Raw genomic sequence first — 21,812 nt, 5'->3', positions numbered from 1 at the left:
AAGGAAGGAAGAATAAACCACATGCCAGAACAACGTAAAAAAATTCTCGAAGTTAAGCATTTGAAACAGTATTTCGGTGTGGGCAAGCCTGATATGGTCAAGGCTGTCGATGATATTACTTTTGATATTTATGAAGGTGAAACATTTGGATTAGTAGGTGAGTCAGGCTCAGGAAAAACAACGACTGGTCGCAGTATTATTCATCTTTATAAACCAACAGATGGAAAAATTGTTTTTGATGGCAACGATGTAAGTGAGTTGCACACAAAACAGCAATATCTAGAATTCACACGCAAAATGCAAATGATTTTTCAAGATCCATATGCTTCGCTTAATCCACGTATGACAATTGAAGATATCGTAGCTGAAGGCTTGGATATTCATCATTTAGTGAAGAACAAAGAAGAACGACGCAATCGTGTAGAAGAGTTGCTTGAAACGGTTGGACTAAATAGAGATCATGCTAGTCGATATCCACATGAATTTTCAGGTGGACAGCGGCAACGTATTGGTATAGCACGCGCATTGGCAGTTGAACCTAAATTTATTATTGCTGATGAACCTATTTCAGCTTTAGATGTTTCGATTCAAGCACAAGTAGTTAACTTATTAAAGGATCTGCAAAAAGAACGTAATCTTACGTATTTGTTTATTGCGCATGACCTGTCGATGGTTAAGTATATTTCTGATCGAATTGGTGTTATGCATTATGGTCGTCTTCTCGAAGTTGGACCAGCTGATGATGTATATCTAAAACCATTACACGATTATACGAAGAGTTTGATTTCAGCCGTACCGGTACCAGATCCCGAATTCGAAAGAAATCGTAAGCAAATAGAATATGACGCATCAATCGAAGAAGACAAAGAGGGTAAGCCACGTAAATTACACGAAATTACCCCACATCACTTTGTTCGTTGTGCAGAAGATGAAATTGCAATGTACAAAGAACGTGCTGCACAATTTGAACAAAAATAGTATTTTAATTTAAAATATATCGTCCTTTCAGAAAGTTATTTTTAACGTGTGGAGGGGCGATATTTTTATTTATTGTGGTACTAAGCTGTTTTAAATTGTTATAGTAGGTTATACTTAAGAAGTGATTAATAAAAGTTTTCTCTAAACTTTTATGCATTTTTTGTAAATATTTTGAAATTTTTCTGAAATAACAGTGCAATTCCTTGATTTTAACGGATTCTTTGTGTAAGATTATTTCGAAATTTGTTAAAATAATAAATGAAAGTACTAAAAAGCAGATTTTTTACGATAGTTTATATAAAGGAGAGCCAGACTATGAAAATTTTAGTTGTAGATGACGACAAAGATATAGTTGAATTACTTAGCATATATATTAACAATGAAGGCTATGAAGTTGAAAAGGCCTATAACGGTAAAGAAGCTATCACAAAATTAAATACAAATCCAGATATTGGATTAATGATTCTTGATATTATGATGCCACAAATGGATGGACTTTCAGTCGTCCGTGAGGTGAGAAAAGAATCACAAATTCCAGTGTTGATGTTATCTGCTAAAACGGATGATTTAGATAAAATTCAAGGATTAATTCAAGGCGCCGATGACTATGTTACTAAACCATTCAATCCACTAGAAGTAATGGCACGAGTACGTTCATTATTAAGACGATCACAGCATGATGTTAAAAATGATGAACCGGACCAAATTGAAATTGGGCCACTGGTTATCAAAAAAGACTCACATGAAGTCGAAACAGTTGGTGGTAATTCTATCCAATTAACAGCACTTGAATTTGGAATTTTATACTTATTGGCGAGCCATCCTAATAGAGTATTTTCAGCAGATGAAATTTTTGAACGTGTTTGGCAACAAGAATCTGTTGTTTCAGCTAAGACGGTTATGGTTCATGTTAGTCATTTGCGGGATAAGATTGAAGAAGCTACAAATGGTGAAAAGGTTATCCAAACTGTTTGGGGTGTTGGTTATAAAATCGAAGCACGTTAAAAAAGGGGAGGCTTTTTTAAGTGAAGTTTAAATTAACAGCACGTGAGAAAAGTGAGTTGTTTGGTGAAGGTGTTGTTACTATTATCTTGCTGTTACTTTTAAATATGTCAATATATGTAATCTTGAATCAAATAATTGCGAGTAATCCAGGATTGCGTAGCGGCATTTTTCAGATAAAAATGTCTTTAAAATTTGGCCCTAACAATATTCAGATTTGGAGTTGGGGTTGGATTTTTATGTTAGTGATGGTGGTAATTGATTGCTTCATTTTATATTGGCGCTTAATGCGGCGTTATAGTCAGATGCAGTTGCGCCATATTATTGTAGAATTGCATTATATTGCTTCAGGACATTTTAGTCATCGAATTCCTTTCACTTTAAAAGGCCAGATGCAACGAGTAGTTTCTAGTGTGAATGCATTAGTAGATAGTACAATTAAGTCAATGGAAGAAGAACGGAAAATTGAGCGTTCTAAAGATGAATTAATTACAAATGTTAGTCATGATATACGAACACCCTTAACTTCAATTATTGGTTATTTAGGTTTGATTGAAAACAAGCAATATCATAGTGAAGAAGAAATCTTAAAATACACACATACAGCCTATGTTAAAGCAGGACAGATGAAGGTTTTAGTAGATGATTTATTTGAATATACTAAAGTAAGACAAGCTGATCGCCCGTTGAATACGACAAGAATTGATATGGGTGCGATGCTAGAACAATTGAGCATAAGCTTTGAGCTTGAAGCAAAGAAAAAGCAGATGCAAATTAAGGTTCAAGTTCCAGATAAGCCGGTAATGATGGAAGCAGACCCAGAAAAGTTGGTACGCGTATTTAATAATCTTGTTTCAAATGCCTTGAAGTATGGCAAGGGTGGAAAGAATATCATTCTTAAAGTTGAGAGTATTTCTAGTAAGGAACTTGAAGTAAGTGTTTCAAATGACGGACAGCCAATTCCACAGAAAGCTTTAAATCAGGTATTTGAACGTTTCTATCGTGTTGAAAGATCGCGGTCAAAGGAAACTGGAGGAACGGGCTTGGGTTTGGCGATTGCTCATGGAATTGTTGAGATGCATCATGGATATATCTATGTAACTTCAAACGAGAAATTAACAAGCTTTATTATGCATTTTCCAGTTAATCACAGTGATAAAATTGTAAGAAAAGAAAATAATAGTTAAAAAGTTCGGATAAGCTTATATTAAGATTATTTAATTAATCGATTTAAGCTTGAATGCCCGAGCTTTTTTGGGTATGCTAGTACTTGAAATCATTTATGGAGAGGAACAATATTATGAAATTTTTCAAAAATTTGAAAAAAACATTTATTGGCATAATAACAGGTGTAACCTTATTTACAGCTGGTGCCGCTGGATTTGGAGGAATAGCATCTGTCTCGGCAGCTTCATTATCATCAAATAGTGATAGTTCACTTAGTTTGGATGTTAAAGCTGCTATTGCAGTTGATGCTAAAACAGGCCAGGTTTTATACTCAAAGAACGCGGAAACCGCATTGCCAGTTGCTTCAATGTCAAAACTATTAACTACATACCTTATTTTAAAGGCTATTCACTCGGGCAAGTTATCGTGGGATCAAAAAATAACACCTGATTCTGCAGCCCAATCAGTCAGCCAAGATACAAGCCTATCTAATGTACCTTTAGAAAGCGGACATAGTTATACAGTAAGATCATTATATCAAGCTATGTTGATTTATTCGGCTAATGGTGCAACGATGGCTTTAGCTTACAAAGTAGGCGGCAACTCATATAAGAACTTTATTAATATGATGCGTAAACAGGCTAAAGAATTTGGAATTACAGATGCATCAATCTATACGGCTAATGGTTTAACTAATGGTGAAGTAGGTGATGCTGCTTACCCAGGCGCTTCAAGTACAGCAGAAAACAAATTCTCAGCTAAAGATATGGCAATTATTGCTACAAAATTATTGAAGAAATATCCAGAAGTTTTAAAAACAACTTCGATTACCAAGAAGTACTTTAACAACGGTACAGGCAAAACATTAATGTCTAACTGGAATTGGATGTTAAAAGGTTTAGCTAAATCATATTCGGAACTACCAGTTGATGGGCTAAAGACAGGAACTTCTGATACAGCGGGTGCATGTTTTACAGGGACTGTTAACAAGGATGGACATCGTATTATTACAGTTGTCTTAGGTGCACAGCATACAAGTGATACAGATACATCACGTTTTGTTCAAACGCAAAAATTAATGTCATATGTATATAATAATTATACCTACACGAAGATTAATTCAGGGAGCACGTATTCCTCTGCTAAGACATTACCAGTTCATGATGGTAAAACATTGACAACAAATGTTGCAACAGGAACAGCTACACATATTTGGTTAAAGAATAGTACATCTTCATCAAACTTGACAGCTTCAGTTTCTGGCAAGAAGAGTCTATATAAAGACAGTGGATTACAAGCACCGTTGAAGAAGGGTGAGACTGTTGGAACATATTCCTTCAAGGTTAAAGGACAGTCGTTATACTTCTTAGATGGTTCTACAAGCTTGAAAACAAATGCAGTAACTAAGTCAGCAACAAGTAAAGCAAATATTTTTGTAATAGGTTGGCGCGCAATTACTGGACTATTTAAGTAAAAAAATTTACTCAATAAAGAATCTAGGCTGGAGTTACTTCGAGTACAGCCTAGATTTTTTTGTGTAAAATAAGCATTTATTTATTAGCTAAAATAAGTATTTGTTTATTATTATGGAAAAAGTATTTTTGCGACAGATGGTTCATTTCGTTCTTTGAGTTTTTAAAACATTAAGCGTATATTATGATATATTAATAGAGATAACAAAAAAATAATTGAGGGGGCAATACGCTTTGAGAATGATTATTGAAGAATTTAGAAATTTAAAACGTCATAAGATATTGATAGCTACTATTTTGGGTATTATGACGTTACCGTTTCTTTATTCATTATTCTTCTTAAAGTCAGTTTGGAATCCTTATGGTAACACACGTTATTTACCAGTTGCAGTTGTCAACAAGGACCAGACGGCTTATTACAAAGGAAAAAAGTTTCAAGTTGGGGATAACTTGGTCAAAAAATTGAAAAAGAATGACGATTTAGATTGGCATTTTGTTTCAGCTAAAAAAGCACAGGAAGGGTTAAGCCATAAAAAATATTATATGGTAATAACTATTCCTAAGAATTTCTCTAAAAATGCAACAACGGTTTTGAAGAGCAATCCTAAAAAAATGAAATTAACTTATAAAACAAATGATTCGTTAAATTATATTGGTAAAGTTATTTCAACAACAGCAGTAACACAATTGAATAGTGGTATTCGTAAAACAGTATCAACAGCATATGCAAATACGATGTTTACATTAGTGAAAAAGGTCGGTAAAGGGTTTACGAAAGCCGCGACAGGTTCAAAGAAACTAGCGAATGGTTCTAAAACGTTGACTAATGGTATAAATACCTATACAGCTGGTGTAACAAAGGTTAACGATGGAGTTATTGAATTACAAACAGGTGTTGAACCACTAGCTACAGGTGTGCAAAAACTGGCTACAGGTGCAAGCACATTAGCTAGCGGACTTACAACTTATACAAATGGTGTCGCAACTGTTAATACAGGTGTGCAAAAACTTAATAGTAGTACAGGCACACTAGCTAGTGGAGTAAGTAAGCTAGCTACAGGCTCAAATACATTATCCAGTGGAATTACAACATATACAAATGGAGTAAGTCAAGTAAATTCAGGATTGAGTACATTAAATAGTAAAACGGGTGCATTGAGTAGTGGCATAAGTAGTTTAGCTACTGGTTCTACTAATTTAAATTCTTATCTAAATCAGTATTTTACAGGTGTATCTACTATTAGTAAGGGATTATCAAGTGCAAGTTCAAATTCTGAGTCCTTAAGAAAAGGTGTTGCTAATTTGGAAGATCTTCCTAAGGCAGCATCTGCACTATATATTACTAATGAATTAATAAATAGTGGTATTAGCCAAATTAACGAGGGGTTATCATCTAGCAATATAGCAGATTTACAATCAGCTATAACTATGTTACAAAATCTAGCTACTTATTATCAAACATACAGTACTACGCTTAGTAGTTTAAGTAACTTAGAGCAGAGTTTAGATACTGTCTCAACGGGGTTACAAAGTATAGGCTCAAATAGTAAAAACATTGCAGCAGCAGTTCAAATATTACAATCAGATTCTAGTTTGAGTGATTCAGATAAAGCAGCTGTTTCAACTATTGCTAATAGCAATAATAGTAATTTACAGGAATTGCAAACCTTACAAAATAGTCTATCAGGAATTGATATAGATAATATCAAAAATGCTATAGATGATTTGAATACTTTGATGGCGAATGCTGATTTAACGAAAGAAAAATTAGAAGAATTAGCTACTGCTTCAGATAATCTTGGAAAGTTATCTACAAGTGTTACTAAGTTAAGTAAACTTTCACAATCTTCAGTAGATACGGCTGAAAAATTGAATACAAGTGTAGGGAACACTTCCAATTTTGATATTACGACTTTGACAGATGAATCAAAAATTGCAGCAGCTGTAGCTGAAAATGCTACAGGCACAAATATAAATGAATTGATTAGTGGCGTTAATAGCTATACAGAAGGAGTAGATAAATTGTCAAGCGGGGCAAGCTCTCTTGATAGTACATCTTCTGAATTATCTAGCGGTGCATCTACACTTAATTCAGGGTTAACATCATTAAATAGTCAAGTTCCAACATTAACGTCTGGAATATCGACATTATTTGCTGGTTCAAGCACATTAAATGCTAACTCTCAAGCTTTAATAAGTGGAGCTTCACAACTCTCAAGTGGTCTAGGGACGCTTAACTCAAACGTGCCAACCCTTGTAAGTGGAATCTCAACATTAGCATCAGGGACAGCAACATTAGCATCTAATAACAGTACTTTAACATCTGGTGCAAACCAATTAAGCAGTGGATTAGGTACCTTGAATAGTGAAGTTCCAACTCTATCAAGTGGTGTTAACCAGCTTGCTTCAGGGACATCGCAATTAGTTGCTAATAATGATACATTGTCTTCAGGCTCTAAGAAAATTCAAAAGGGTAACAAGAAGTTAGCTAAGAGTTTGAAGAGTGGTGCAAATACAATTAACTCAGTTAAATTGACTAATAAAAATGCTTCAATGTTTGCAGCACCATCTAATTTGTCGGCTAAACATTATAGTTATGTTCCAAACTATGGCTATGCTCTTGCTCCATATATGTTATCTGTAGCTCTATTTGTCGGAGCAATGGTCTTCAACTTGGTTTACCCAATTCGTCGTCTTGAAACAGAAGATGAAACAGCAACAGAATGGTTCTTAGCTAAAGTAACATTAGGTGGCTTAGTTGCTATTGGAAATGCTGTGTTAGAAAGTCTATTAATGGTAGCAGTTGGATTGAAACCAGATAATTTAGCAGCAATGTTAGCTAACGGGATCTTCTTCTCACTTGCGATGATGTACTTGATTATGTTCTTCTCGGTAGCATTCCAAAACCCAGGTCGTTTCGTATGTATGGTCTTATTAGTTCTTCAATTAGGTGCCAGTGGTGGTTCATTCCCAATTGAAATAACTAAGGGTATGAATGGATTCTTCCAAGCAATTAACCCATTCTTACCAATGACCTATTCTGTATATGGCTTCCGTCAGGCTCTGACATCAGGTTTAGGTTCAGGTCAAATGCTGACGTCGTTCACGGTCGAGTGGATATTTATCATTGTTTCGTTAATTCTCTTGTATGCTGCTATGCACATTGTGCGTCCAAGTGTTAACTATGTTGAAGAAGTAGATATTAACAACTATCAAAAACAAAATTAGAAATTGTAAAAAATGTCGTAAAAAATCTATTTAAGTAGGTTTTCTGCGGCTTTTTTTGTTGGCAATTTGAGTGAGAAAATCGCATTGATAGCTATTAACACGCAAAATGAGTTATAATAAAGAGGTTACAAGAATTGTTACAGTTGTTTTTCATATTCGAGGAGGAAAATTAATGAGCGAAAAAAGTAGGACAAATGTCAAAGAGATAGAGGTAAGCGAACTAGGAAAACCTTTTGTCAAGGGTTCACATGTGGCATTTACCTTTCATCGCCATCACTTTGTCGGAACAGTTGAAAAACAATTAAAGAATTCAGCAATCCTAGTTTTTGATAAGGAATTTGCTAAAACGATGACGGCAATGGATATGAAACAAAAAATAGTTATTAGTTATTCTAAAATACAGTTTTTAGAGGAGAAATAACTATAATGATATTGTCATAATAAAAGCACAATAGTTGTTGCTAATAATAATTGTTTAAATTATTTATCGCTAATTATGCGTGCTTTTTATTTTGGTGTCATTTAATGATAAAAGAATGTAGCAACTCATTTAAAAAGAGTACTTAACATAATGCTAGAGATGCTTAAATTGTATAGGAAGAATGAAGCTAAAGTTATTCTCATACTTTAAAAGAATTAATACTTATTGATAATAGCTATGTTATAATCAATGTTAAGGGAACTTTTTATTTTTTGATGGAGGCTTAATTTGGTGAAAAAAGAAGAACCACGTTGGGTGGAAGTACTACGTGTTGCCTTGCCCTTGTGTTTAAGTTATGTCCCTATTGGATTGGCTTGCGGTATCTTATTGAATAAAGCAGGCTTCAATGCAATTTTGACACTCTTGGTCTCGCTGCTTGTTTTTTCTGGTGGAGCGCAATTTTTAATTGCATCAATGTTGGTAACTAATGCGCCAATACACACGATAGTGTTGATGCTTTTCTTCCTTGAATTACGGTATGCACTGCTAGGATCAAGCTTGTCTCAGTACTTACGGGGGACTAGCAGAAAATTCCTTTATATTTTTGCGATGCACATGAATGATGAAAACTATGCTGTTAACTATTTAAAATTTGCAACAGACAAAGAATGGAAACCCAGTGATGCTTTAATGGTAGAACACTATTCTTTGTTATTTTGGTCTGTCGCAAACTTGATTGGTAGTTTTATTGGCAGTTTGATTGAGATTAATCTTTCGATTGTAGATTTTGCATTAACTGCAATGTTTTTGTATATGATAATTATGCAGGTAAAAAACAAATTGACTATTTTAGTAAGCTTATTATCTGCAATTGTTGCAATTGTTGCAATGTGTCTTTTAAAAAGTACGATGGGTTTGATCATTGCAACGTTGATTGCTTCATTAGTAGGTTTTGCAGTTGAAGATTATTTGGTCAAACACGGGCATGAACGAGGCTTTTTGTTGGGTAAGATTAAGCACCATAGCAAAGGTAGACGAGTTTCAGTGCCTAAGAGCGATTCAGAAGGAGAATAACAATGGGATATTCAACGATGGATCATTTTTTATTGGTCCTGTTTTCTATGGTAGCAGCGTTTTTGCCACGATTAATACCATTAAGAATTTTTGCAACGCGTAAAATTCCAAATTGGTTTAATGAATGGATGAAGTATGTACCTGTTTCTTTATTTACAGCTTTAGTTGTAAAAGATATGTTTATGAATACGAGCAACTATACCTTTGTTGGTGCTAGTAATGTTGCAAAAATTATAGCTGCTATTATCGTAATAGGTGTAGCATACAAAACGAGGTCGATGGGTCTATCTGTTGTGGTGGGACTTGTTGCAGTAATGATTTTGTCAATGTTTGTGGCTGTATAATTTAAGTAGATAAAAAATTAAAAAAACACGATTGAAAGTTCTCATTAGCTGAGCATTTTCAATCGTGTTTTTAAAATTGTAGACAATTGGTGGAGATAAAAATAATTATTAGAAACGGTCAAGCTTGTAATATGTAATTAGATAAGTCCATTGACCAGTAATAATTGGGACGACAACTGCTAATTCGATAAATAAGAAAGCTGAAAATAAAGAACTAAGTTTAAGCAATAATAGCAGAATAACAAGTGATACCAAAGCGGTAGCTAATGTGATTCGGTAACTAATATAAGTGGCAGTTAGCATTATTCGCCATTCGCGTTCGTCATTGTGTTCCATATCTAAAGGATAACCATTTTCCAATAAATCAAATATTTTGATAGAGTGTTTCTTGTTTTTTCGTAGTTTAGTTGCTATGAAAATGAAGGGTATAATTATCAGCAATATGCTAAAAAAATATAGATAGTACGAATCTAGAAATAAAGTTGCTAGTAAAAGACAGAGACCAACTAAATCGCAACTACCATAAAGTGTGGTTAATAAAATGTTTCTTTTAGTATTAATCATGATATTCTTCCTCCTGAATAAATAACTCATCAACTCGCACGTTTAAAATACGAGCAAGATTAAATGCAAGGCTCAAAGATGGGTCATATTTGTCATTTTCAATGGCAATGATCGTCTGACGAGTGACACCAACAAGCTTAGCAAGTTGTGCTTGGGGATAATGTTTTTCTTTGCGTAATTCTTTAATTCGATTTCTCATATGAATACCGTCCTTAAGAATTAATATGTTAGGCACATAAAAAGTAAAACATATTTTACTTTTTATATCAAATATGTTTTACATTTATGCTGGAAATTTTGAGAAAGATTTTATGATAATAATAAAAGAACTCTTCAAGTTAAGTTAGACTTGAAGTGCCCCATAATTGTTAGTTTCCATGACTAACAATTATGGGGCACTTCAACTCAAAGAGTTTTTTCTAGTTTTCGCAAACTTTAGATGAACATGCGTTTTAAGGCACGTGCGAGAACGCGAGGATCTTTATCAAAACGTGGATTCTTAACTAAGTTTTTCATAGGTACATCAGCGAAATAATAGGCAGCAATCTCACCTGAACGAACCGCACTTTGTTCAGTGAAGACCATTTGATATGGTTGCTCAACAAATTCACCTGTAAAAGCAAGGTTAGTTGAGTGTGTTGGAATTACTTCTGGACGATCACTTTTGGCACGATTATTAAACAATGCTGATGCATATGGCATATATGCAGGGATACAGTTGATGATACTATCCATAATGGCATCAGTTTTTTCTTTTATGTTAACAGGACCAGGATCAACTTTTGAGAGTTGACCGAGAAGTTCTTCTACCATTTCAGCACCAGTCATTTCAATATAAGGTTTATTGACAAATTCTCCAGTGCGACGAGGATATAAGAAGTATCCCCAGATAACACTTTCATTTGGTTTTTGAGTTGTAAAGTGTGGTTGATGATGAACGACAATTGACATATTTACATCAGTGAGACCTGTTTCAGTAACTGGCTTAGTTGATAAGAAAGAATTTAGTGCGTTGCCAGGTAGTTGAGTTGTTATCCGAGTAATTTCATTTAATAATAGATGATTCTTAGTAGTTAAAGTAAAACTAATCCATTCAGAAGCATTGCGATCTGCAAAAAACTTATCAGGTGACCCAAGATTATAGAAGTGTTCACAGGCCTTTTTCCAGAGACTGGCAGCAGCACCATAATCAGGATTTTCAACGATTGGAGTATTCAAATCACCTAGTGTTGCTGAATCAGTAATGGAACCATTTGTAAAGAAGACCGCAGTGTCATCATCTATTTCTAGATGATGAGCTTCATTCGTATCGGTGTTAAGAATCTCTAGACCGGTTACTGTAATTTCGTCTTGCATAGTTGTTTCTTTAAATTGAAAATCAGTTACACGACTGTGCATAACGAAGTTGCAGCCTTCACTTTCCAAATATTTAATCAAAGGAAGCATGATGCTTTCGTATTGATTGTAGCGGGTTCTGTTAACACCAACTAAGTGTTCTATTTGGGTAAATTCATAAATCATCTGATGCATATAGCGACGTAATTCTTGAGCAGAAGATTGTACTCTAAAAGCAAAAGTTGTTTCCCACATAAACCAGAAGTTTGTTTCAAACATATGCGGATCGTCTTTAAAGTATTCTGCAATTGAAACATTATCTAACTTTGTTTCTTCGTTATCAGGCATAGTTACAAGTTTAGTTAACAATAAACGATCTGTATTGTTTAAACCTAACTTATGACCATCAACAATTCCAACACCAGCTTTCAAAAGACGTGCTTTATCATAAGTAGGATGCTTGGCATCAAAATCACGGGTATCTTTAGCAGCAGACATATTCTCTTCAGTTACAGAAGGAATACGACTAAGTAGGTCCATCAAGTCAACATAGGTACGATAATTTAACATCCTACCGCCTCGTGCGACATAGCCTAAAGTATTATCAAGCGGATGGTTTTTATTCCAATATTCGGTAGTTGCTTGCGAAACACTGGAGCCATCATTAGAGCCATGAGTATCGAGAGCATAAAATGTAATATCTTTTCCTAAGAAATTTCCTTCCTGAATCAGATAAACTGCACCAGCCATATTAGCTAATCCAGCGCCTATCATTACTGCTTTACTTTTTTTCATAATAAGTGCCTCCTTGTGATATCGATTACAAACTAATTATAATCCTTTTTAAACAAATGTTGAAATCTAAAGCACTGCGACAATAAAGCGTTTTTGCATCATTATAAAGATCCAGTTAACTTTCTTTTCCACAATAGCACTGAAATGGTATAATAAAATCAATATATTATGATGCATTATATAAAACCGAGGTGATGAAATGAAACGTTGGTTATGGTGGACGATTGTGGGTATAACTGTTGCTATAGTTTTTATAGGATTTGGATATACCAAAGGTATTGAAACACAAAAAAATTACAACATGATGATGCAAAGAGGCCAAAAAGACATTGAAAAGGGCCAATATGATGCAGCGATGCTAAATTTTCGGGATGCATTAAAAAAGAAACAATCTGACGAAAAGGCAAAGATATATTTACGACAAACTCGAATTTATAAAGAAAGTTTAGAGCAATTAAAGAAAAAAGATTATGCCAAGAGCCGACTGAATTTTCAAGTGGTTGCATCAATTGATGGAGGATCAAGTGTGCTAGTGCGCCGAGCCTCAGAGAAACAAACTGAATTAAAGGAAGTAATTAAGGAACTTAAGTTATTTAATAAAACATACACGAAGGCTAAAAAGCTTTCGCAAAAATATCAGTATACGGCTTCGAATACAAAATTAGCAGTTATTTTAGGATATGGGAACATTAAACAGAGCTATTATACAGAAATTAGAAAAAAAGCAAAGAAATTACAAACCTACAATAATAGAATTCTACGACGCTTAGGCTATACAGTTGATAGTGACGCTGATAACAGTAGTCCCAAGGTTTCGCAAAAACCAAATGTTACAGTTACTCAAAAAGAAATTGAGCAGGCTAAAAAGGATTTAAAGAGTCAAAATGTCGATACAACAACATTTACTCCCACCAAATTACGTGATGTTGTTTTACGGGCTCGTCGTCAAAATAAGACGGTAAAACAAATTGCACATTATTATAAGTGATAAAAAAAAGACATTCTTCATCGATTAGTTTAAAAGAGATAGGTATTAGCTACATATATCTTTTAAGTTAGATGAAAGATTGTCTTTTTATATATTCTAGTATTTAAAGTGAGCAAAGTGTTTATGAGTAAGATTAGAAACTTGCGGTTGATAAATACGTGCAATTTCCCAAATAGTTCCAACTAGTAATAAGCTTGCTAAAACATCGGTTGGATAGTGGTCATGTAGGTAGATACGGGTTAGACCAATTATACCAATCCAAACAAGTCCCCCAATAATTAAAGAAATGCGTAGGGTTTTATTGTGTAGATGAGGTACTAATAAGTAAATGGCAATTAAGACTAGAAGTGCCGTCCCGAATGTATGCCCGCTAGGGAAGCTAAAACCAGTAGCTGAAACTAATTTATCAGAAGGACGTGGACGTGCCATTAAATTTTTAATAATATGGACGAGCAATTCTCCGCTTATTAAAACAATTAAGGCCCAGATAGCCTCTTTTTTTGAATACATAATGTATGTAAAAGTTAAGGCAAATAGCGAAAAGATAAACGAAACAGCTGGACTACCTAAATTGCTAATAAAGTGAACAATTTTAGTAGTCGTTGGAGTAGTAAAAGGCACAAATACATTTTGAATTTTTGAATCAAATGTTGAAATGAGTGTATTGCTGTTTTTTACTAAGAAAGCTAAAACCAAAAAAGAAAATAAGTAACTGGCGATTAAACCTAGACGAAACTTATTCATAGATCTTGTAGTGTACATTATAAAAATAATCCCCTTTTTTTGATGTATCCTAAAAATTCTAGCATAGTTATTCTAAAAAAATGACAGTATAGAGTAATCTTAGTCAGGATTTAATGAACTTAAAAAACTTGTTGATAATAAAAAATAAGGTATAATAAAAAATAGAATTCTAAATTAGTATTTTCATATTCTTGAAATTTAGTTTAAGTAGGATAGAATTACATCCGTGGTTTTAGACATTAATTTCATTTACTATGTGAAGATGCTAAAGTTGGGTTAGAGGTGAAAAAAATGCGACTATTACCTAGAAGAAATTATGCTGAGATGTTAGCGATATTAGTTTGGGTTGTAGTGTATTCGATTAGTCCAGATTTTTTAAAACATCTGTTTGTAGTTGATAGCAGTGGCTATATGCAGTTGATGAGCATGTTATTACTGTTTGTAATGGTAGGGGATATTTTAATTATGAGTTATTGGCGTCGTTAATGGTTAGGAAGGAAATGTTGCTATGCAAATGTCAAGAAGCAATAGAATACCAAAAGATAGTGGTACACATAAGGGGATCACATGGTTTGTAACATTTTTATTGATTATCACAATAGGCTGTACATTTATTGGATTTTCGTTAAAGAAAACCATATTAGATGCAGATTTTTCAACTAATCAATTATTTCAATCAAAATATATTAATGAATTATATCAAAATTTAAATAGTGAAATTAGTAATGCGGCTAGTTCAGCAGGAGTTCCTAGTAGTATGACAAGCGATTTGATTACGAAAAAACAAGTTAAGATAGATTTTAAACAAGCATTAAATAATTTATATGCAAATAAAAAAACGTTGTTTAATACAACTACAATTGCAAATCAAGTTGGAAAAAATATTGATCAAAAGGCTCAAGCAAAGGGCTTATCTATAACGGGGGAATACTATACTAGTTTACGCAGTAGCTTTATTACAACGATTCAAAGTGAAGTTAGTACAGAGCTTTCCAGTGATGGACCACTTACAAAATTACAGACAATGCTTCAGACAATAAGATCAATTGCAAATAAAAGTTTTATGATAGGTGTGATTGGTAGTATTATTCTAGTAATACTATTGTTGGTCTTACAATCATTTAATTTTTTAAGATGGCTATATTATCTTGGTGTTGCAGGTGTCTGGTTTGGCATTCCTACGGTTTTTGTTCTAACTGGATTAAAGGCTGTTGATTTTGTGGGAACTGTTGTCCCTACATCCGCAGGAATCTTTAGCAATATGCTCGAAAAATTTGGTAATGCAATTTTGGATGTGTTCCAAACTTATTCTTTGTGGGTTGCAGCTATATCGTTTATTGTGCTAATAGTAGGCCTTGTAGGATCACGAATAAAGAGGTAGGTGCATGGAGTTTACATGGCAAAAAGAAGATAAACAAGAGCAAACACTAAAACGCTTTTTGGTGAGTAAAGGTGTTAGTCATCGACTACTTGGTAAAATACGCCGGGGTCAAGGAACTATTTTGCTTAATAACGAAAAAGAAGAATTACAGCATATACTAGCAAAGGGTGATAAAATCACGTTAGAATTGCCAGTAGAAAAGGAAGTTGTTGCTATTCAGCCAAGTGAAAAAAACATTGACGTTTTGTATGAAGATCAAAATTGGTTAGTTGTTTCTAAACCAGCTGGATTGACTAGTGTTCCTGGACCAAGCAATCGGACTGACACTTTAGTTAATAGGGTGAAGTATTATCTGATAAAGCAGCAAGCTGAAAATTCGATTCCGCATATTATTACACGTTTAGATAGATATACAAGTGGAATTGTTTTATTAGCTAAACACGGTTTTGCACAAGGTCTAATTGATAAGCAAGTGGTTAATCATAGTTTTGATAAACGTTACTATGCACTTGTTAGCGGATATGTAGCAAAAGAACATGGCTTTATTGAAGAACCCTTGCGACGTAAAGAAGGAGAGGCTTATCAGGAGGTTTCAGCAGAGGGGAAAAGTGCTAAAACAGAGTATTGGGTTAAGCAACATTTTGGTAAAAGTATGACTTTAGTTGACGTTAAGCTGCATACAGGGCGAACACATCAGATTAGAGTGCATTTTCAATACATAGGTCACCCGTTAGTGGGAGATATGCTGTATAGAGGCCCATTAAATATGGGAATTAAAAGACAAGCTTTGCATGCTTACGAATTAAGTTTTGCTGATCCGTTTTCGCAAAAAACATTGACTTTTAAGGATAAACTTCCCATGGACATGCGGATAGTTTTAGAAAATGCGAAGAGAGAGCTTTGATGATAACTTGCTAGCAAGAGAGGTAAATAAGATGACAAACAGCCACAGTATTGATAAATGTGATTTGGTAAATGAGGTGAAAGGATGACACCCAAAAAAGAAGACTATCTCAAGATTATTTTTGAACTAGGTGGAAAGAGAAAAAAGATTTCCAATAAACAAGTAGCATTTAGTTTAAATGTAGCTGCAGGATCTGTTACTGAAATGATAAAAAAATTAGTTGAAGGTGATTTAGTAGAACATGAACCTTATGCAGGAATATCATTAACACCTAAGGGCGCTAAGGTAGCAGAAGATTTAGTTAGACGTCATCGCCTGTGGGAATCTTTTTTAGTGGACAAATTGGGATATAAGCTACAAGATGTGCATACTGATGCGGAAGTGCTAGAGCATATAACAAGTAGTGAATTAATGGATCATTTAGAAGACTTTTTGGGTCATCCTAAGCGTTGTCCACATGGTGGGATTATCCCGACTAAAGATGGAGAATATGAAGAAGACACACATCAAGTGTTAGCAAGTCTACAAGATGGAAAGCAAGCAGTTGTAGACCGTTTTATAGATAATCATGATTTATTGGAGTATTTGTCAGATGTTAAACTAAATATCGGTGATCAGATTAAAATCTTGGAACATACACCGTTTGAAGGCCCAGTAAAAATATTTGTAAAAAACACCAATGAAGAAATGGATATTGGCTATAAAGCTGCGCATTATATTTTTGTAAAATAAATGTAAATACATCTATCTTTTATTTAATCTATATGCTATACTTACTTATGTACTTTTGCATGGGTTATGTGGTTAGGATGTTTCAATTAACTTTCTCCATTGCACCAATTCAGAACTACAAAAATTATTATTAAGTGCCTTTTGGCGCAATAGGAGGATTTCTATAATGGAACAAGGAACAGTAAAATGGTTTAATGCAGACAAAGGTTTTGGTTTTATCACACGCGAAGATGGTAGTGACGTATTCGTTCACTTCTCAGCTATCCAAGGCGACGGTTTCAAAACTGTAGATGAAGGCCAAAAAGTTACATTTGACGTTGAACAAAGTGATCGTGGACCACAAGCTGTTAACGTTGTAAAAGCTTAATTTAAATATTAAATTTTAATAGCAAGAAAAAGTCAAGGAGTAATCCTTGGCTTTTTTGTAGTATAAAAATATTTTTACGGTAGCATAGTCTTTACGTTTTCTTAGTTTCTGATATAATCAGTTATACTATTTGAAAAAAAGGGGGGGGACTATCATACGCAAAAAAAGAGAGTTGCATCTAATTTGGCTATTAATCGGTAATTTGGTTGAATCAACTGGTATGAGTTTCATGTGGCCGTTAACAACGATCTATATGCACAATTATTTGCATCAAACGTTAACGATGGCAGGAATTGTTCTATTTTGCAGTTCAATGTCAATGATTGGTGGCAATTATTTAGGGGGCTATATATATGACAATAAAGATGCATATAAAGCGTTGCTTGTATCTTTAGGCGTATCATTGCTAGCATTAGGTATCTTGATTTTTAAGAATGGTTGGCCGTATTATCCGATATTAATTGTAATCAATAGTTTTGCGATAGGTGTTTCAGGAACGATTACGAATTCGCTTGCTACGGCGATTGAAAAATACGACTCACGTTATGTTTTTAATTTGCTTTATTTTATGGCTAACTTAGGTGTTGTTATTGGAACGTTATCCGTTGGATTTATTGTAGAAATTAGTATTAGGTTGATTTTTGTTATAAACTTTGTGATGTTTGCTCTTTTTATGCTAATTGCAGCGGCCTTTTTTGTAGTGCCAGAACATGTTAAAAAGAAGAAAATGCAAGTTAGTCAAACTGGTGACAAAACCAGTCGCCGTTTTGTTATTGTAATTATGGCTATCTTGATAACCTATTTGATGATTTCATTAGGCTATTCACAATGGCAAAGTAATTTGTCAGTTTATATGGAAAGCTTAAAGATCCCGTTAGCACGCTATAGTTTATTATGGACGATAAATGGGGTAATAATTGTTTGTTTGCAACCGTTTATTAGTTGGTTAGATGAACATTACAAGATTAATATTTTTAATAAATTATATTTTGGAATCGGAATATTTATAGTTGCTTTTGGATCTTTAATTTTTGCACATACATATATAATGTTTATCCTGTCGATGGTATTGGCAACCGTAGGAGAGGTTTGTGTATTTCCAACGATTCCGGCGATTGTTGATAGATTTAGTAGTCTAAGCGAAAAGGGAAAGTACCAAGGTCGCTTGGCAATTGCATCTTCATTAGGTCATGCTGTAGGTCCGTTGTTTGGTGGAATAATTATTGAACTTTTTTCTTATAATATTTTGTTTTTGCTTATGGTTTTGGGAGTGCTTTTAGGGGAAGTAGCACTTATAATCTGCACTAAAATTAATTTAAAAGCTGGTGAAAGACATGGCAACCACACAAGATGATAGTTTGATTATTGAAACAGTAATGCTTGCTGGAAAAATTATGGTTGAAAATGGGGCTGATATGGCTCGAGTTGATAGTACTTTAAAGAGAATTGCTTGTAATGCTGGGATTGATGAGCCTAAAATTTTTGAAACAACAACAGGAATTACCATGTCTATTCCACGGCGATATCAAGCACAGGTTGAACCAATTACGAAAAGAACAATTGATTTAGAAAAAGTTTCTCGGGTAAACGAAGCCTCACGAGCATTCCAAGCGCATAAAATGACGTTACAGGAATTTTATAATAAGTTGGTTGAAATTGATACGGCAGCTCCCTTTTTTGCCTTTTACTGGCAATTAATCGCAGCCGCATTGATGGGGGCGTTGCTTGTAATTATGTATGGATCATCATGGGAAGATTTCTTGCCAACCGTAATTGTTAGTGCATTAGGGTTTAGTTGCTTTTACTTTTTTAATACGCGCTTTAAGATTCGTTTTGTAAGTGAATTTATAGCAGCGTTAGTGATTGGCTTTTTTGCAGTGATATTTGTCCGAATGCATTTTGGTACAACTGTTAATCAAATCACAATTGGTGCATTGATGCCACTAGTTCCAGGAGTTCCACTTACTAATGCGGTACGTGATTTGTTGGCGGGACATATTTTAAGTGGTATTGCACGTGGTGCTGAAGCAGCTTTGTCTGCTTGTGCGCTTGGATTAGGCATTGCGTTTATTTTACGTTTTATGTGAGGTGAAAATAATTGACATGGATTATTAATGCTCTTTTTAGTTACTTAGCATCAATTGCATTTGGTGTCATTATTAATATTCCACGACGTGCATTACACGCTTGTGGTTTTGTTGGAATGTTTGGTTGGTTGACTTATATGTTTGTTAAGCAAATCGAAGGTGGAGTAATGATGGCTAACTTAGTTTCTGCTTTAGCTATCGGAGTTTGTTCAATTTTTGTTGCTCGTTGGCAAAAAATGCCGACAATTTTATTTAATATTCCAAGCCTAGTTCCATTAGTACCTGGGGGTCAGGCCTATCAAGCAGTCCGCTTTTTTGCTTTAAACAATAATATTTTAGCAATTAGTTATCTTGTTCAAGTAGCGATGATTGCGGGTGCAATAGCTATGGGTTTCTTTCTATCTGAACTAGTTGGACAGCTCTATTTTAAAATTAGCAATCGTTGACTATAGATTCAAATAAAAAAGATTTAAAACATAAGATATGGGATAAAAAAGGAATTACGAAACTTAATTAGAAAAACAAGCAGTTAGATGCATTGTTTTTTTTAAGTGAAAGTAACCGTTTTTTTATCCTATTTTTGTTATAAAAAAGTATTTTAGGCAAAATTTTGCATTTTATAACGAATAAGTTCGTATATACTTCTAAGAAATTTCATATTTATAAAATAAGCTTACATTATTGCTAAAACGCAGTGCTATTATAAATTATCTTTTTGGAGGATGCGAAAATATGAATTTTATGAATAGAGCCTTTTTAAATGTAAAGGCCAAGAAAGGGCGCACACTTTTGCTTACATTAGTGCTTTCGGCAATTTTAATGTTTGTTTTAGCGGGTATTTTGATTCAAAATGCCGCGACGACGGCAGCCGAAAATGCAAAGGAAAGTGCAGGGGCAACTGTTACCTTATCTGCAAATCGTGAAAATGCCTTTAAAAAACTAAACTCCTCATCTTCAAAGTCAAAGAAACTCTCTTTAGCTAGTGTTTCTGTTAAGACTGCGAAGAAGATTGCTAGTTCATCATATATAAAGTCGTATAATATTACGACTTCTACAACAGCAAATGCAAAATCATTTGATGCAATTGAGACTAGTTCATCTAATAGCAGTATGAGTGGTGGCCCTGGCGGAAAGTCTAACTCGAGTTCAAGTTCAAATTCGACAGGTGATCTAACTATTTCTGGTGTATCGGCGACAAGTACAGTTAGCTCATTTTCTAGTGGCTCATATAAAATCACTAGTGGTCGTGGAATAAGAAGTTCAGATGCAGGGACAAATAATGTTGTTATTGAAAAAGAATTGGCTAAGGAAAATAATATTTCTGTTGGTAGTACAATCAAAATCAAATCAACATCTGGAACAAAATATACTTTAAAAGTTGTTGGTATTTATAAAGCCTCATCAACTTCATCTACAAGTACAGGTACGATGCAATCAGATCCGTCTAATACTTTGTATACAGCATATACATTTGCTAATAAACTAAAAGGTAGCAAATATTCAGGAACAGCTGATTCTGTTGTCTTCAATTTAAGCAATCCTGCAAAGGCAAATAAATTCATCAAATATGCTAAGTCTTTGATCAATACAAACAAGTTCTCAGTTTCAAAAGATGATAGTACTTATCAATCAATGCTGACACCATTGAATAATATTAAGAGTTTTGCTAATAAGATTGTTTGGTTAGTAGCAATTGCTGGAACTATCATCCTAGCATTAATCATAATATTAATGATTCGTGAACGGCGGTACGAAATAGGTGTTCTTCTCTCTTTGGGTGAGAAACGTTGGAAAGTTATCGCACAATTCTTTGCCGAGATGTTTATGATTATGATTGTCTCACTTGTAATTGCCGGTATTGGTGGCAAATTTGTTGGAAGTGCTTTGAGCAAGCAATTAGTAAGTCAGCAAACAACGACTACTGCGACAACAACATCAACGACAGGCAATTCAACCGGTGGTGCACCAAGTGGTGGCGGCGCTCCAAGCGGTGGCGGCGGTGGCAACTCTGCTCCAAGTGGTAAAAGTGGTGGCGGTAATATGATGACAACAGCAGCCTCAAGTACTAGTTCAAGTCAACTTTCATCACAATTAAGCACAGATGTGGATATATTATCACTCGCTGAATTAGGTGGGTTTGGCTTATCAATTATATTCTTGTCAATTATGTTAGCTTCAATTGGAATTATGCGCTTAGAGCCTAAGAAAATTTTGATTAGTTAGAAAGGA

General features: G+C 34.3%; 22 protein-coding genes. 18 read left to right on the top strand and 4 right to left on the bottom strand.

The window, feature by feature from the left end; all coding sequences use genetic code 11:
• Positions 1–21 precede the first annotated feature (21 nt).
• From LB941_RS07760 to LB941_RS07725, 8 genes are all read left to right on the top strand, one after another.
• Positions 22–978 (top strand): ABC transporter ATP-binding protein, encoded by a 957-nt coding sequence (locus tag LB941_RS07760; protein ID WP_253360906.1) that lies wholly within the window; start codon positions 22–24, stop codon positions 976–978.
• 315 nt (positions 979–1,293) lie between these two features.
• A complete protein-coding gene (gene croR, locus LB941_RS07755; RefSeq protein ID WP_253360905.1) occupies positions 1,294–1,983 on the top strand; it encodes a response regulator transcription factor CroR in 690 nt (229 codons plus the stop codon).
• Between the two features lie 20 nt (positions 1,984–2,003).
• Positions 2,004–3,167, top strand: a complete 1,164-nt coding sequence (locus LB941_RS07750) for a sensor histidine kinase (RefSeq protein WP_253360904.1) — start codon at positions 2,004–2,006, stop codon at positions 3,165–3,167.
• Positions 3,168–3,280: 113 nt separating this feature from the next.
• Positions 3,281–4,621: a D-alanyl-D-alanine carboxypeptidase family protein gene (locus LB941_RS07745; protein WP_253360903.1), complete on the top strand. Its 1,341-nt coding sequence runs from the start codon at positions 3,281–3,283 to the stop codon at positions 4,619–4,621.
• Positions 4,622–4,859: 238 nt separating this feature from the next.
• Entirely contained in the window at positions 4,860–7,847 is a 2,988-nt protein-coding gene (locus tag LB941_RS07740) for a YhgE/Pip domain-containing protein (RefSeq protein WP_253360977.1), read from the top strand.
• Between the two features lie 172 nt (positions 7,848–8,019).
• The gene (locus tag LB941_RS07735) at positions 8,020–8,268 is read left to right on the top strand and encodes a hypothetical protein (protein ID WP_253360902.1); all 249 of its coding nucleotides are present in this window, start codon (positions 8,020–8,022) and stop codon (positions 8,266–8,268) included.
• A 291-nt stretch (positions 8,269–8,559) separates the two neighbouring features.
• Positions 8,560–9,342, top strand: coding sequence for an AzlC family ABC transporter permease (locus tag LB941_RS07730; protein ID WP_253360901.1), 783 nt, complete (start codon positions 8,560–8,562; stop codon positions 9,340–9,342).
• A 2-nt stretch (positions 9,343–9,344) separates the two neighbouring features.
• Positions 9,345–9,686: an AzlD domain-containing protein gene (locus LB941_RS07725; protein ID WP_253360899.1), complete on the top strand. Its 342-nt coding sequence runs from the start codon at positions 9,345–9,347 to the stop codon at positions 9,684–9,686.
• A gap of 108 nt (positions 9,687–9,794) precedes the next feature.
• Here LB941_RS07725 and LB941_RS07720 read toward each other — a convergent pair whose 3' ends face one another.
• The 3 genes from LB941_RS07720 to LB941_RS07710 form a co-directional block, all read right to left on the bottom strand.
• Positions 9,795–10,250: a hypothetical protein gene (locus LB941_RS07720; protein WP_253360897.1), complete on the bottom strand. Its 456-nt coding sequence runs from the start codon at positions 10,248–10,250 to the stop codon at positions 9,795–9,797.
• The gene (locus LB941_RS07715) at positions 10,243–10,449 is read right to left on the bottom strand and encodes a helix-turn-helix transcriptional regulator (RefSeq protein ID WP_253360895.1); all 207 of its coding nucleotides are present in this window, start codon (positions 10,447–10,449) and stop codon (positions 10,243–10,245) included. The genes LB941_RS07720 and LB941_RS07715 overlap by 8 nt, the downstream gene beginning before the upstream one ends.
• Before the next feature lie 236 nt (positions 10,450–10,685).
• Positions 10,686–12,380: an oleate hydratase gene (locus tag LB941_RS07710; protein ID WP_253360894.1), complete on the bottom strand. Its 1,695-nt coding sequence runs from the start codon at positions 12,378–12,380 to the stop codon at positions 10,686–10,688.
• Between the two features lie 199 nt (positions 12,381–12,579).
• Here LB941_RS07710 and LB941_RS07705 point away from each other — a divergent pair, with 199 nt between their 5' ends.
• Positions 12,580–13,368, top strand: a complete 789-nt coding sequence (locus LB941_RS07705; protein WP_253360893.1) for a hypothetical protein — start codon at positions 12,580–12,582, stop codon at positions 13,366–13,368.
• 96 nt (positions 13,369–13,464) lie between these two features.
• Here the strand turns inward: LB941_RS07705 and LB941_RS07700 are convergent, their stop codons facing one another.
• The gene (locus tag LB941_RS07700; protein ID WP_253360892.1) at positions 13,465–14,130 is read right to left on the bottom strand and encodes a phosphatase PAP2 family protein; all 666 of its coding nucleotides are present in this window, start codon (positions 14,128–14,130) and stop codon (positions 13,465–13,467) included.
• Between the two features lie 273 nt (positions 14,131–14,403).
• On the opposite strand from LB941_RS07700, the gene LB941_RS07695 reads away from it, so the two are divergent.
• From LB941_RS07695 to LB941_RS07655, 9 genes are all read left to right on the top strand, one after another.
• A complete protein-coding gene (locus tag LB941_RS07695) occupies positions 14,404–14,598 on the top strand; it encodes a hypothetical protein (RefSeq protein WP_253360891.1) in 195 nt (64 codons plus the stop codon).
• Between the two features lie 22 nt (positions 14,599–14,620).
• A complete protein-coding gene (locus tag LB941_RS07690; protein ID WP_253360890.1) occupies positions 14,621–15,493 on the top strand; it encodes a hypothetical protein in 873 nt (290 codons plus the stop codon).
• A 4-nt stretch (positions 15,494–15,497) separates the two neighbouring features.
• Positions 15,498–16,397: an RluA family pseudouridine synthase gene (locus tag LB941_RS07685; RefSeq protein ID WP_253360888.1), complete on the top strand. Its 900-nt coding sequence runs from the start codon at positions 15,498–15,500 to the stop codon at positions 16,395–16,397.
• A gap of 84 nt (positions 16,398–16,481) precedes the next feature.
• Positions 16,482–17,129, top strand: a complete 648-nt coding sequence (locus tag LB941_RS07680; RefSeq protein ID WP_253360886.1) for a metal-dependent transcriptional regulator — start codon at positions 16,482–16,484, stop codon at positions 17,127–17,129.
• Between the two features lie 166 nt (positions 17,130–17,295).
• Positions 17,296–17,496 (top strand): cold-shock protein, encoded by a 201-nt coding sequence (locus tag LB941_RS07675; RefSeq protein WP_253360884.1) that lies wholly within the window; start codon positions 17,296–17,298, stop codon positions 17,494–17,496.
• Positions 17,497–17,626: 130 nt separating this feature from the next.
• The gene (locus tag LB941_RS07670; RefSeq protein WP_253360882.1) at positions 17,627–18,850 is read left to right on the top strand and encodes an MDR family MFS transporter; all 1,224 of its coding nucleotides are present in this window, start codon (positions 17,627–17,629) and stop codon (positions 18,848–18,850) included.
• Entirely contained in the window at positions 18,831–19,583 is a 753-nt protein-coding gene (locus LB941_RS07665; RefSeq protein WP_253360880.1) for a threonine/serine exporter family protein, read from the top strand. Before LB941_RS07670 ends, LB941_RS07665 begins: the two co-directional genes overlap by 20 nt.
• Positions 19,584–19,594: 11 nt before the next feature.
• The gene (locus LB941_RS07660; protein WP_253360879.1) at positions 19,595–20,029 is read left to right on the top strand and encodes a threonine/serine exporter family protein; all 435 of its coding nucleotides are present in this window, start codon (positions 19,595–19,597) and stop codon (positions 20,027–20,029) included.
• 286 nt (positions 20,030–20,315) lie between these two features.
• A complete protein-coding gene (locus LB941_RS07655) occupies positions 20,316–21,806 on the top strand; it encodes an ABC transporter permease (RefSeq protein WP_253360878.1) in 1,491 nt (496 codons plus the stop codon).
• Positions 21,807–21,812 lie beyond the last annotated feature (6 nt).

It is taken from the genome of Ligilactobacillus ubinensis (assembly GCF_024160875.1).
Taxonomy (GTDB): domain Bacteria; phylum Bacillota; class Bacilli; order Lactobacillales; family Lactobacillaceae; genus Ligilactobacillus; species Ligilactobacillus ubinensis.
Note: the sequence above shows the minus strand (reverse complement) of the source record. Positions and strands in the feature narration are given on the sequence as shown.

Bases quoted from the DNA above. Each gene is read 5' to 3' on its own strand.
- LB941_RS07725 (WP_253360899.1), top strand. From the start codon at position 9,345: ATGGGATATTCAACGATGGATCATTTTTTATTGGTCCTGTTTTCTATG.
- croR (WP_253360905.1), top strand. From the start codon at position 1,294: ATGAAAATTTTAGTTGTAGATGACGACAAAGATATAGTTGAATTACTT.
- LB941_RS07735 (WP_253360902.1), top strand. From the start codon at position 8,020: ATGAGCGAAAAAAGTAGGACAAATGTCAAAGAGATAGAGGTAAGCGAA.
- LB941_RS07655 (WP_253360878.1), top strand. From the start codon at position 20,316: ATGAATTTTATGAATAGAGCCTTTTTAAATGTAAAGGCCAAGAAAGGG.
- LB941_RS07685 (WP_253360888.1), top strand. From the start codon at position 15,498: ATGGAGTTTACATGGCAAAAAGAAGATAAACAAGAGCAAACACTAAAA.
- LB941_RS07695 (WP_253360891.1), top strand. From the start codon at position 14,404: ATGCGACTATTACCTAGAAGAAATTATGCTGAGATGTTAGCGATATTA.
- LB941_RS07760 (WP_253360906.1), top strand. From the start codon at position 22: ATGCCAGAACAACGTAAAAAAATTCTCGAAGTTAAGCATTTGAAACAG.
- LB941_RS07720 (WP_253360897.1), bottom strand. From the start codon at position 10,250: ATGATTAATACTAAAAGAAACATTTTATTAACCACACTTTATGGTAGT.
- LB941_RS07740 (WP_253360977.1), top strand. From the start codon at position 4,860: ATGATTATTGAAGAATTTAGAAATTTAAAACGTCATAAGATATTGATA.
- LB941_RS07745 (WP_253360903.1), top strand. From the start codon at position 3,281: ATGAAATTTTTCAAAAATTTGAAAAAAACATTTATTGGCATAATAACA.
- LB941_RS07675 (WP_253360884.1), top strand. From the start codon at position 17,296: ATGGAACAAGGAACAGTAAAATGGTTTAATGCAGACAAAGGTTTTGGT.
- LB941_RS07700 (WP_253360892.1), bottom strand. From the start codon at position 14,130: ATGTACACTACAAGATCTATGAATAAGTTTCGTCTAGGTTTAATCGCC.
- LB941_RS07690 (WP_253360890.1), top strand. From the start codon at position 14,621: ATGCAAATGTCAAGAAGCAATAGAATACCAAAAGATAGTGGTACACAT.
- LB941_RS07705 (WP_253360893.1), top strand. From the start codon at position 12,580: ATGAAACGTTGGTTATGGTGGACGATTGTGGGTATAACTGTTGCTATA.
- LB941_RS07710 (WP_253360894.1), bottom strand. From the start codon at position 12,380: ATGAAAAAAAGTAAAGCAGTAATGATAGGCGCTGGATTAGCTAATATG.
- LB941_RS07715 (WP_253360895.1), bottom strand. From the start codon at position 10,449: ATGAGAAATCGAATTAAAGAATTACGCAAAGAAAAACATTATCCCCAA.
- LB941_RS07665 (WP_253360880.1), top strand. From the start codon at position 18,831: ATGGCAACCACACAAGATGATAGTTTGATTATTGAAACAGTAATGCTT.
- LB941_RS07680 (WP_253360886.1), top strand. From the start codon at position 16,482: ATGACACCCAAAAAAGAAGACTATCTCAAGATTATTTTTGAACTAGGT.